The sequence below is a fragment of the uncultured Aquimonas sp. genome (genome assembly GCF_937888285.1).
Taxonomy (GTDB): Bacteria; Pseudomonadota; Gammaproteobacteria; order Xanthomonadales; family Xanthomonadaceae; genus Aquimonas.
In genome coordinates this window covers 1-12,847 of sequence record NZ_CALART010000101.1, presented here as the reverse complement: position 1 = coordinate 12,847, position 12,847 = coordinate 1, and the positions used below count along the sequence as shown (strand labels likewise).

Here is a 12,847-nt window from a genome sequence, read left to right as displayed (position 1 = left end):
TGATCCAGGCCAAGATCGCCGACATGAAGTGCCGCCTCGACGCCGCCGAGATCCTGACCCTGCGCGCCGCCTGGGCCAAGGCCGAGGCCGACAAGACCGGCGGCCGCTTCAGCACCGAGGCTTCGGTGGCCAAGCTCACCGCGTCCGAAGCCGCGATGTACATCACCCATCAGGCCCTGCAGATCCACGGCGGCATGGGCTACTCGAAGGAGATGCCGCTGGAGCGCTACTTCCGCGACGCCAAGATCACCGAGATCTATGAGGGCACCAGCGAGATCCAGCGCCTGGTCATCGCCCGCAACGAGACCGGGCTGCGCTGACGCCGCGATCCGCCTCAAGCTGCGCCACGAACGCGCCGGAGCGATCCGGCGCGTTCTTGTTTGCGCGAGCCGAGGGGTTCCAAAACCGGTTTCGCCACGTATCCTTCCGCTGCTGCATCGACGGTCACACAGCGCGGTTAGCGCCGTCGTGAGCGCTTGAATCCACCCGCGAGGGGCGGTGGAGGCATCAAAGGGGGCCGCGTGGACCGATTCCTCGACATCGCACTGTCGTTTCCGACGCTGATCCTGAGCGTGCTGCTTCTGGTGGCCGTGGGTTACTGGCTACTAACCCTGCTCGGGCTGTTCGATCTCGAGGTTCTGGACTTGTCCGACGGCGTTGGTGCGGGCAACGGCGGAGGGCTGCTCAGCGCCCTGATGCTGAAGTTCGGGTTTGGTGGTCTGCCCTTTGGCTTGATCTACACAGCGCTCGTTTCGCTGGCCTGGCTGGCCTGCTATTTCGTCGTTTACCTGTTCCTGACCGGGCTTGATTCCGCCATGCTGCGCCTGCTTGCCGGCGTGGTGCTCACGCCGGTGCTTTTGTTCCTGGCGCTGCCATTCGCGGGACTGCTGCTTCAGCCATTCCGCAGACTGTTTACGCCAGTGCCAGGGCGGGATGCGGTGTCTCTGCTTGGCGAGCATGTGCGCATACGCAGTCCCGAGGTTAGCGAACAGCAAGGCCTCGCCGAGTACGACGATGGCGCCGCTGGCTTGATCCTGCAGGTGCGGGCGCCTGACGGTGAGTTTCGTCGCGGCGACACCGCCCTGATCGTCGACTACATGCCTGATCGTCACGCCTACCGGATCGCGCGGCCCGCCGCGGCGCCGGATTCCGTTGCTGCTGATCGGGCTGATTGAGCCTTTCCAACCCGCCGTGGGGGCTGACACTCCAGCCCCATAGAACGAGCTTTCCATCACTCAGACGAGGGACATGACGTGAGCACTGAAGCCTTGATTCCCATCCTCCTCATTGCGGGCGTGGTCCTGCTTGCGCTGTTCGCGCTGTTCGCGTTGATCAAGTCCTTCTACATCAAGGTCCCGCAGGGCACAGCCCTGATCGTCAACGACCTGTCGGCCACGCCCAAGGTGCATTTCACCGGCGCGCTGGTGCTACCGGTGATCTACAAGAAGGAGTTCATGAAGATCTCGCTGATCACCCTCGAGGTGGATCGGCGGGGCAAGGACGGCCTGATCTGTCGCGACAACATGCGCGCCGACATCACCGTTGCTTTCTACCTGCGCGTCAACGAGACCCAGCAGGACGTGCTGAAGGTGGCCAAGGCCATCGGCGTCGATCGTGCGTCCGAGAAGAACGCGGTCAACGAGCTGTTCAACGCCAAGTTCTCGGAAGCGCTGAAGACGGTCGGCAAGAAGATCGACTTCGTCAACCTGTTCGAGAACCGTCAGGAGTTCCGCGACCGCATCGTCGAGGTCATCGGCAATGACCTGAACGGCTATGTGCTGGAAGACGTCGCCATCGACTACCTCGAGCAGACGCCGAAGTCCTCGCTCGACCCCAGCAACATCCTCGATGCCGAGGGCATCCGCAAGATCACCGAGCTCACCGCCGCCCAGAACGTCATCACCAACGAGCTGGAGCGCAACGAAGAGCTGGCGATGACCAAGAAGAACGTCGAGACCAGGGAAGCGCTGCTGGCGCTGGCTCGGCAGCAGGCCGACGCCGAAGCGCGGCAGGCGCGTGAGATCGCCACCATCAAGGCGCGCGAGGAGGCCGAGACGCTCAAGGTGCAGGAAGAGGAGCGCCTGAAGGCCGAGCAGGCGCGTCTCGCCGCGCAGGAGCAGATCGACATCCGCGAGCAGAACCGTCTGCGCGAGGTCGAGGTGGCCGAGCAGAACCGCCAGCGCGCGGTGATCATCGAGAAGGAAAAGGTCGAGCGCGCAAGGGCGCTGGAAGTCGTCTCGCGCGAGCGCGAGGTCGAGCTGCAGCGCATCGAGAAGGAAAAGGCGCTGGAAGAGCAGCGCAAGCTGATCGCCAACGTCGTGCGCGAGCGCATCGCGGTCGAGAAGACCGTGGCCCAGGAAGAGGAGCGCATCAAGGAAGTGCGCGAGATCTCCGAGGCCGAGCGCGCCAAGCAGGTGGCGATCCTTGATGCGCAGGCCCGCGCTGAGGAAGAGCTGGTCAAGCAGGTCAAGCAGGCCGAGGCCGACGAGAGCAAGGCCAAGTACAAGGCCGTCGAGATCACCACCCTGGCGCAGGCCGAGCTGGAAGCCGCCGGCAAACAGTCCGAGGCCAAGCGCAAGATGGCCGAGGGCATCGAGGCCGAGCGCGCGGCGCCGGGCCTCGCCGATGCGCGCGTGCGCGAAGTCAACGCGGCGGCGCTGGAGAAGGAAGGTCTGGCCGAGGCCAAGGTGGTCGCCGAGAAGCTGGCCGCCGAAGCCCGCGGCGAGCAGGAGAAAGGCTTTGCGCAGGCGCGAATCATCGAGGCCCAGGCCGAGGCCAAGCAGAAGGACGGCTTGGCGGAAGCCAAGGTGCTGGAAGAGAAGCTAGGCGCGCAGGCGCGCGGCGAAGAGGCGCTGGGCGGTGCCAAGGCGGTGGCGATCCGCGAGGTCGGTCTGTCCGAAGCCGAGGTGCTGAAGCGTCGCTACGAGTCGGAGGCCGAGGGTCTGGTCAAGAAGTTCGAGGCGCTGTCGGGCCTGTCGGACTCGGCCCGTGCGCACGAAGAGTTCCGCATGCAGCTGGAGAAGAACTTCGAGCAGGCCATGGCCGCGATCGAAGCCAACAAGGACATCGCCCGCGAGCAGGCCGATGTGCTGGCGGCCGCGCTGTCCAAGGCCAAGGTCGACATCGTCGGCGGCGGCGGCGAGTTCTTCGAGACCTTCGCCAAGGCGCTCAGCGTCGGCAAGGCGATCGAGGGCGCGGTCGGCAAAAGCCCGGTGGTGCAGGACGTGCTGTCGAAGTTCCTGGGCGGTGGGGTGACGGCGGGGAAGGTGGCGGCGTTGAAGGCGGGGGATGCGGGCGCGGCGGGGGGCGATACGGATGCAGGGGACACTGCGTCCGCGTGATCGAGATGACCGGGTTTCGGTGAACGAAGCTGTGTGCTGCCTGTTCCCCGAAACCGTCCTAGTCCTCAGTCAGAGCCCCTCTCCCTGTGGGAGAGGGGTTGGGGAGAGGGTCCGGGTCTTGCGCATCCGCCCCTGTTCCTGAAGCGACAGAGCTCCTGAAGCTGCGGAGACGGACTGCCGCAGCTTTGCGACTGAGGGCTCCCGAACCCTCTCCCCCGACCCCTCTCCCATGGGGAGAGGGGAGATCTCGACAATCGCGATTGAGGGATCGTCGCGGATCGCGATCTACAGCCTCCTCCTGCTCGAAGAGTTCAAAGCATGACCACACCCGAATCCCTCGTAGACCAGGCCGTCGCAGAAGGTGGCGCGTATGAAGTGCTGCGCGCGCGGCTGCTGGAGCAGGGCGCGCGCCTGCGCGGGCTTGCGGAAGGGCTGAATCAGCAGCGGCTCGCGGAGTTCGGCAGCAGCGAGCTCAAGATCATCGGTCGCCTGCGGGTGCGCACCGAGCACAACGCGGTGGCGCGCGATCTGGTGCGGGTCGGCGACTTCCTGCTGTTCGGCTACAACGTCTTCCTGGGCCTCAAGCGCGAGACCCAGGTCAGCGATGTGTTCGCCCTGTACCGCCTGGTCGAGGCCGAGGGCGGCTTTGACGTCGAGCCGGTCGAGCTTGCCAGCAGCTTCCTCGGCGCGCAGGGCTTCGCGCAGGACTTCCGCGAGCTCTACGCCTACTACAAGAACACCCGCCTGCTGCAGCTGGTGGCGCGCGACGGCCTGCTGCTGGCGGCCTTCCAGATCGGCGAGCGCCTGTCGGACGTGCGCGTGTTCCGCTTCAGCGTCTCGCCCGCGGGCGAGGTGCGCTACGTCGACAACCGCGGCGAACGCGATATCGCGCTGCCGCCGATCCATGACTTCGAATGGACGCGCTGCGGCCGCGAGCATGTGGTCGAGGGCCGCTTCCCGCACATGAACGTGCTCGATCACGTCTTCGTCGAAACCATCGGCGGCGACCTCACCATCAAGATCGAGAACAACACCGAGGATGGCCTCGGCATCTACCGCGAGCCGGTTGACGATGCCACCCAGAGCATCGACGACGCGCGCATCGACTATGCCCGCGTCGGTGATCTCATCCTGCTGCGGGTGCAGCCCTACCGCGAAGAGGTGGTGCGCCACTTCGTCTACAGTCTGGTGGCGCGCCGTGTCTACCGCATCGACGCGATCGGCCAGAGCTGCGTGCAGCTGCCCGAGGACCACGGCATCGTGTTTCCCGGCGGCTATGTGCTGCAGAACGGCGAGCAGCGCGCCTTCGAGCGCAGCATGGAGGGCATGCGCTTCAAGCGCAGCCTGCGTTCGCCGAACGGCGAGGACGTGCTCTACGTCTTCTACGAGCCCGAGAGCGGTGCGAAGGCGCTGTTCACCTACAACCTGATCGAGCGCCGGCTGGCCACGCCGCTGTTCGGCCACGGCTATGCGCGACTGGAGGACGGCCGCTTCGTGCTGTTCTCGGTCGACAGCCACGAGCCGACCCGTGTGCATCCCATGCAGGTCTGGCAGACGCCGTTCTGGAGCGAGGAATTCGCCGCCGCCAAGCCACCGGCGACCAGCTTCATGGGCCGCATCGGCAATGCCGAGCTGGTGCGCGGCATCTCCGATCTGCTCTCGCTGGTCCGAGAGATTTCGAGCGAGGAAGTCAGCGCCACCCGCTACGGCCTGCTCAGCCAGAACAGCCGACGCCTGTTCGATCTGCACCACTGGCTGGACAGCGCCGAGTGCGCGGGCGTGGCGCCGCTGGTGCGCGAGATCGCCGGCACCGCTGAGTCCGTGCTGGATGAGTTCGAGAAGGTCGAGAGCATCCGCGCGCAGAGCGAGCGCAGCCTGCGCGAGGCGCGCAGTGCGCAGTCGGAGCTGCTCGCCAGGGCGCGGCCGGAGCGCTGCGAGTCGGTCAATGACTACGTCGAAGGCCTGTCGGGCCTGCAGGCCCAGCGCGGCCGTCTGCTGGCGCTGCGCGAGGCGCGCTACATGGACGTGGCCGCGATCGATGCGCTGGAAGCCGAGGTGGTCGCAGCACAGTCGACGCTGGCGTCGGCGACCGGGGAGTTCCTGGCCTCGGCCGCGGCGCTGAAACCGCTGGACCAGCGCCTGCGCGCGCTGGATGCCGAGGCCGGCAAGGCGCAAGGCGTGGCCCAGCTGAAGGTGCCGCTCGAGGGCATGGCCCAGCTGTCGCTGGACCTCGACCTGCTGTCGAACCTGCTGGCCGGGCTGCCGATCGAGGATGCGCAGCAGCGCACCCAGGTGGTCGAGACGATCTCCGAGCTGTATGCGCGACTCAACCAGGCCCGCGCCCGCGCCGAGCAACAGCGCAAATCGCTGGGGAGCCGCGAAGCGGTGGCGCAGTTCGGCGCGCAGTTCGCGTTGTTCGGCCAGAGCCTCGCTTCGGCGCTGAGCCTGTCGACGGATCCCGAGCGCAGCGAGGAGCAGCTCGCGCGCGTGCTGCTGCAGCTGGAAGAGCTCGAAAGCCGCTTCGGCGAGCACGAAGCTTTCCTGCAGGACATCCTGGCCAAGCGCGAGGAGGTGCTGGAGACCTTCGAGAGCCATCGCCAGGCGCTGCTGGATGAACGCCAGCGCCGCGCGCAGGGCCTGCACGAGGCCGCGCTGCGCATCTTCGAGGGGCTGCCGCGGCGCACCGAGCGCCTGCAGACGGTCGAGGCCCTGCACGCGTTTTTTGCCGGCGACGCGCTGATCCTCAAGCTACGCGAATTGGCGACGCGATTGCGGGAGCTGCGCGACAGCGTCAAGGCCGACGACATCGAAGCCCGCATCAAGGCTGCGCGTGATGCCGCGCTGCGCGGCCAGCGCGACCGCAGCGAGCTGTTCGAGGACGGCGGCAACACCATCAAGCTGGGCCCGCGCCACCGCTTCAGCGTCAACATGCAGGTGCTGGACCTGACCCTGCTGCCGAAGGGCGGTGAGCTCTGCCTGCACCTGACCGGAACCGAGTACTACGAGCCGATCCGCGACGAAGAGCTCGGCCGCCTGCGCGAGTTCGCCGAGCACACGCTGGAGTCGGAGTCGGCGCAGGTGAGTCGCGCCGAGTATCTGGCCGCCAGCCTGTTCGAGGCCGCGCGCGCCGGCAGCGAGGGGCAGAGCCTTGCGACGCTGCAGTCCGAGCTGGGCGATCTCGACGCGCTGTCGAAGCGCCTGCGCGAATTCGCCGCCTCGCGGTATCGCGAGGGCTACGAGAAAGGCATCCACGACGCCGATGCTGCGCGCATCCTCGCGGCCTGGCTGCCGCTGCGGCAGGCGGCGGGGCATCTGATCCATGCGCCGGCCGCGCGTGCGCTGGCCGCATTGGCCTGGCAGGCCCAGGCCAACAGCGAAAGCGCCAGCCTATGGCCGCTGCGTGCGCGTCAGGCGCGGCAGCTGATCGAAGCGCTGAACCAGAACGGCGCCAGCGAGCGCCTGATGGCCGAGGTCGCGCGCGAGGTCGAGCGCTTCCGTGCCGCGGCTGGCATCGAATTCGATGCCAGCCTGAGTGGCGACGCCGCGCGCTATCTGGTTGAGCTGCTGGGCGAGGAGCATCCGCAGTTCCTGTTCACCAGCGCCGCGCGCCGGCTCATCCAGGCACTGAAGGAGCGGCTGGCCACCGGCCATCGCTGGGAAGACCTGCAGGCGGCGGCCGATGCACTGGCGGCGCGCCCGGGCGAGGCGCTGGGCCTGTGGCGGCAATGGTTCGAGGCGCTGTGCGCTGAGCCTGCGTTTGCCGAGCTGGCCGATCACGCCATCGAGGCCGCCGCGCTGATGCGCGTCGAGGGGCACCTGCCCACGCGGATCAGCGAGGCCGATCTCGCGGTCGACATCAAGGGCCTGCTGAGCAGCCACGCGCGTATCGAGCAGGGCCTGCTGCGCCTGCGCATCGATGATTTCGAGGCGCGACTGCGCCGCCACCGCGAGCAGCATCTGCCCGGCCTGCGCGCCTTCCAGGCGCGACGCCATGCGCTGATCGAGGCCGGCCGCGCACGCCTGCGTCTCGACGAGTTCAAGCCGCGGCCGCTGACCTCGTTCGTGCGCAACAAGCTGATCAGCGAGGTCTACCTGCCCATCATCGGCGACAACCTCGCCAAGCAGATGGGCACGGTGGGCGAGGGCAAGCGCTCGGACCTGATGGGTCTGCTGATGCTGATCAGCCCGCCCGGCTACGGCAAGACCACGCTGATGGAGTACGTGGCGCATGCGCTGGGCCTGATCTTCATGAAGGTCAACGGGCCCTCGCTGGGCCACGAGGTGCGCTCGCTCGATCCGGCCCAGGCGCCCGATGCCGGCGCGCGGCAGGAGTTGGAGAAGCTCAATCTCGCGCTGGAGATGGGCAACAACGTGATGCTGTATGTCGACGACATCCAGCACACCCATCCGGAGTTCCTGCAGAAGTTCATCTCGTTGTGCGACGGCACCCGCCGCATCGAGGGCGTGTGGCAGGGCCGCAGCCGCACCTACGACATGCGCGGCAAGAAGTTCTGCGTGGTGATGGCCGGCAACCCGTACACCGAGAGCGGCGAGGTCTTCAAGATCCCGGACATGCTGGCCAACCGCGCCGACGTCTACAACCTCGGCGAGGTGCTGGGTGGCAAGGAAGACGCCTTCCTGCTGAGCTACGTCGAGAACTGCCTGACCGCGCAGCCGGTGCTGGCGCCGCTGGCGACGCGCGACTTGAACGACCTCTACAAGCTGGTCGAGCGCGCGCAGGGCCGCGAGTTCTCGGCAAGCGCGCTGAGTCACACCTACTCGGCCGCCGAGCTCAACGAGATCACCGCCGTGCTGAAGAACCTGCTGGCGGTGCGCGACATCGTCTACCGGGTCAACCAGGCCTACATCGCCAGCGCCGCCCAGGCCGAGGCCTACCGCACCGAGCCGCCCTTCAAGCTGCAGGGCAGCTACCGCAACATGAACAAGCTGGCCGAGAAGATCTCGTCGGTCATGAACGCCGTCGAGCTGCAGAAGCTCATCGACGATCACTACCTCGGCGAGTCTCAGCTGCTCACCGGCGGCGCCGAGGAGAACCTGCTCAAGCTGGCCGAGATCCGCGGCACGCTGGATGCCGCGCGCGCCGAGCGCTGGCAGGCGATCAAGCAGGGTTTCCAGCGCAACAAGGCGCTGGGCGGCGCCGACAGCGACACCGGCACGCGGGTCATCGCGCAGCTGCATGATCTGGTGGCCAGCGTGCAGGCGCTGGGCGCGCAGGCCGGCGCTGCCAAGCCGCCGCAGACCGCACCTGAGCTTGTGCAGCTGCTGCAGCGCATCCTCGACGAGCAGGTGCTGAACCGCACCTTCAGTCGCGACACGGCGTCGGATGCCGCGATGTGGCTGGGCGGCCTGCGCAACGCGCTCGACGTGGGCTTCCGGCCGCTGGTGGATGCCGTACAGGGCAGTGCCCAGGCGCGCGCCGAAGCGCAGGCGCAGCAGGCTGCGCTGATCCGCCAGATCGAAGCCCTGGTGCGGGCGCTGGATGGCCGCGGCCGCGGCTGAACCACGGCGCGAATCCCTGGGACACCGCTGACCTCGGCCTGATGGCCGGCCGCGAGTCCGGCGCAGGTCCGGACTCGCTTGCGCTGCATCAAGTGCTTGCGTGCCCGATCCGCGGGCATGCCCTCCATGGCGCGCCACAAGGTCGAGTTCTCCAATCCTGCCTTGACGCCTCTGCATGGCCCCTGCGATCCGGTCTCCCTGTGGATGGGCGCGATGGCGACGGCGGGCTGGAATTCACGTCCCGTCTGCATGAGGCTCGGTACGCGGCCTGCATACTCGCCGACGCCGACTCCCGCTGGACGTCCCGTGATGCGCGCTGCCAAGTCCGACCGCCCAGATGACGCGCGCAGCCCGCCGCGCGTAGCCCGTCTCGTGGTGGCCTGTCTGCTGCTGGTGCTGGCTGGCTGGCTGCTGCAGTCGGCGCGGGCAGCCGAGCCCGGCGCAGCGACGGCTGCGCGCGCGCCGCTGGCCGAGTACTACGCCGAGCGCTGGGGCAGCCGCGACGGCCTCCCGCACAACATGGTGTCCGGCCTGGTACAGGCGCCGGACGGCTACCTGTGGATGGCGACGCTGGAGGGCGCGGTGCGTTACAGCGGCCGCGAGTTCCGCGTGTTCGATGCCGGCAATGTGCCGGGCCTGCGCGGCAACGCAGTGCGCTCGATCGCCGTGGATGCTGACGGCGCCGTTCTGCTCGCGACCACGCGTGATGGCGTCGCCCGGCAAACGGCCGACGGCTGGGAGTTTCTGCGTCTCGCGGGGCAGGACGTGGCCGATGCGACGATCACGGTGGCCGTGGGGCGCAGCGGACGGGTCTGGGCCGGCGGTGAAAACTCGGGCGTGATCCGCTTCGATGCCGACGGCAGCCAGAAGCAGTTCGGCATCGATGCGGGTCTGCCCAGCGCCTACGTCAACGCGCTGCTGGAGGATGCGGAAGCCCGCCTCTGGGTGGGCACGACGCGCGGGCTCGCCGCGATCGAGAACGACAGCGTGCGGCGTTTTGGCCCGGAGCATGGCCTCGCCGCAGGGCCCGTGCTGAGTCTGCAGCTGCTGGCCGACGGGCAGCTGCTGGTGGGCACGGATCGCGGCGTCATGATCGGTTCGGCGTCGAGCGGCTTCGCGCCGCTGTCCAGTCAGCTGCCGGCCGACCAGGTCAATCGCCTGCTGATCGACGCGCGCGGCGACCTGTGGGTCGGCACCACCAGCTATGGCCTGCTGCGGATGAGTGCGCCGCTGGGCGAGGCAGCACCGGTCGAGCGCATCGATGTCGAGGATGGCCTGCCCAACAGCCGGGTATCGGCGCTCGCGCAGGATCGCGAGGGCAGTCTCTGGGTGGGCACCAACGGCGGCTTGTTCCGCCTGCGGCTGCCGCCGGTGCGGGTGTTCTCTCGCCGGCAGGGCCTGGCGACGCCCTATGTGCGCGCGGTGGCGGAGTCAGCCGATGGTGTGCTGTGGGCGGGCACAAGCTCCGGTCTGTATCGCATCTCCGGCACGGACGTGCGCAGTTTCGGCAAGGCCGAAGGCCTGCCCATGGATTCGGTCATGAGCCTGCTCGCGGAGGCCGACGGCAGGCTGTGGATCGGCACCGCGGCCGGCGGCCTCGCACAGTGGGACGGCGAGCGCATGCAGACGATCGCCAATCGCGCGGCCGGCCTCGCCGGTGACCAGGTGCGTGCGCTCCTGCGGGCGCGCGACGGCGCCCTCTGGGTCGGCACCACGCTCGGGCTGTCCGAGCTGCGCGATGGACAGATCCGCAACTGGACCGTCGCCGACGGCTTGCCGCGAGATTTCGTGATCGCGCTGCATGAGGACCAGCGCGGTCGGATCTTCATCGGCACCTCCAACGGTGCAGCCATGATCGAGTCCGGTCGCCTGCAGCGGCTCGATCTGGGCGACCAGCCGGTCAAGGACATCTTCCACTTCCACGAAACCCGGGACGGCAGCGTGTGGATGGCGACCGACCTCGGCCTGCTGCGCTGGAAGGACGGCCCGTCGGGTCGCGTGGGGCGTGCGGCGGGGCTGCCTGTGGATGCGGTGTTCCAGATCGTCCCTGACGCGCTGGGCGGCTGGTGGCTGAGCACCAATCGCGGCCTGTTCCGCATCGATGCGAATGCGGCCGAGGTGGTGGCCAGCGGGCAGCGTGCCGAGCTCGAGGTCCGGCATTTCAACGAGAGCAGCGGGATGGAAAGCGCGCAGTGCAATGGCGCGGCCGGGCCTGCTGCGGTGGCCAGGTCCGACGGTCGCCTGTGGTTCGGCACGGCCAGCGGCCTCGCCATCGTCGATCCCGCGGCGGTGCTGCTGGCACGCGTTCCGAGGGTGCCGGTGGTGCTGGAGGCGGTCCGGGTCGATGACCAGCCCCAGCCGATCGCGGCTGCGATGGAGTTCCCCGCAGGCAGCCGTCGCCTTGAGATCGAGCTTGCCGGCCTGAGCCTGCTGATGCCCGAGCGCATCCAGTTCCGCTACCGGCTCGGCGGTTTCGAGGACCGCTGGATCGAGGTCGGGACCCGCGACACCCTGCAGTTCACCGCGCTGCGCCCGGGCGAGTACCGCTTCGAGGCCCAGGCGCGCAATCCCGAGGGGGCCTGGGGCGAATCGCTGCGGGTGGACTTCGTGCTGGCGCCGTACTGGTGGCAGCTGCGCTGGGTACAGGGCGCGCTGATCCTGGGCCTGCTGCTGCTGGCGGCTGCGGCGGTGCAGTACCGCATCGCGCGTCTGCGTCGGGGCCAGCAGCGCCTGCGCCTGCTGGTCGACGAGAAGACCGCGGCGCTGGCGGCCAAGGCCACCGACCTTGAGCGCCTGGCGCGCGAGCGCGGCGAGCTGGCCGATCGCCTGCACCTGCAGGCGCGCGCCTTCGAGCGCCAGGCCAATGAGGACTACCTGACCGGCCTGCTCAACCGGCGCGCTTTCGACGCCGGGCTCGCCGAGACGTTCCAGCAGTCCCAGCGCAGCGGCGAGCCGCTGTGCCTGGCTCTGCTCGACATCGACTTCTTCAAGCGCATCAACGACCAGTGCTCGCATGCGGCAGGCGACGCGGCGCTCCGCGAGGTGGCGATGCTGATCCGCGAGCACGTGCGCAGCAGCGATCTCGCCTCGCGGTGGGGCGGCGAGGAGTTCGCCCTGCTGTTCCCGGGCGCTGGCATGGATGAGGCCCGCCGCGTCTGCGAGCGCCTGCGCGAGGCCATCGAGCGCCACGACTTCGGCAGCCTGCATGCGGGCCTGAGGGTGACGGTAAGCATCGGGCTCGCGTCCCTGGCCGGCCTGGGACACCACGAGAAGCTGATCCAGCGGGCCGACGCCGCCCTGTATCGCGCCAAGGCGGACGGTCGCAACAGGGTCGAGGGCTGAAGGCGCGTGACCGCTGACTCCTTGCGAAGGCCGGCGCCGGCAGCCGGTGACGGCATTGCGCTGCGTGAGTCCAGCAGTCTTCGGCCTGGCCCGAACTGAACTGGGCGGTTGCGCTTCGTCGGGCACAGCCGGCCGAGTTCACGGTGTCGCGCCCGTCGTCCGCCTGCGCGTGGATCGCTCGATCTGCGAAACGCCGGGCCCGACGCGTATCATGCGCGGCTTTCCGGCGCCCCCGCCGGGTCAGCCCCCCGAGCCCATGAGCACGTCCAGCCCCAGCCCCATTCCCGCCCGCATGCGCGGCCTGAACCGCGCCGAGATCTGCGACCAGAACTTCATCGAATTCGTGCGTGACTGGCGCGGCGGCGTGCAGCCTGCCTCGGGCGATGAGCCCGTCATGCCGGGCAGCGCGCTCAGCGCGGCGGCCTTCGACGAGCTGCTGAAGTCGCAACTGATCAGCCGGCATCTGGATCTGATGGCGCGCGTTCTGCGCGTGCAGAACAAGGTCTTCTACACCATCGGCAGCAGCGGCCACGAAGGCAATGCGATGGTGGCGCGCGCCACCCGCCACACCGATCCGGCCTTCCTGCACTACCGCAGCGGCGGCTTCATGGCCGAGCGCTTCCGCAAGCTGCCGGGCATGGATC

At 68.5% G+C, this 12,847-nt stretch carries 5 protein-coding genes and 1 pseudogene; all 6 read left to right on the top strand.

Annotation, left to right across the window (positions count from 1 at the left end):
* On the top strand, positions 1 to 320 hold a 320-nt coding region (locus Q0654_RS18410; protein WP_298856445.1), incomplete at its 5' end, for an acyl-CoA dehydrogenase family protein.
* A gap of 201 nt (positions 321 to 521) precedes the next feature.
* Positions 522 to 1,175 (top strand): hypothetical protein, encoded by a 654-nt coding sequence (locus tag Q0654_RS18405; protein WP_298856443.1) that lies wholly within the window; start codon positions 522 to 524, stop codon positions 1,173 to 1,175.
* Between the two features lie 78 nt (positions 1,176 to 1,253).
* Positions 1,254 to 3,341: a hypothetical protein gene (locus Q0654_RS18400; protein WP_298856441.1), complete on the top strand. Its 2,088-nt coding sequence runs from the start codon at positions 1,254 to 1,256 to the stop codon at positions 3,339 to 3,341.
* 318 nt (positions 3,342 to 3,659) lie between these two features.
* Entirely contained in the window at positions 3,660 to 8,861 is a 5,202-nt protein-coding gene (locus tag Q0654_RS18395) for a DNA repair ATPase (RefSeq protein ID WP_298856439.1), read from the top strand.
* 309 nt (positions 8,862 to 9,170) lie between these two features.
* The gene (locus tag Q0654_RS18390) at positions 9,171 to 12,203 is read left to right on the top strand and encodes a ligand-binding sensor domain-containing diguanylate cyclase (protein WP_298856437.1); all 3,033 of its coding nucleotides are present in this window, start codon (positions 9,171 to 9,173) and stop codon (positions 12,201 to 12,203) included.
* Between the two features lie 256 nt (positions 12,204 to 12,459).
* Positions 12,460 to 12,847: pseudogene (locus Q0654_RS18385) on the top strand (MFS transporter); the annotation flags it as partial.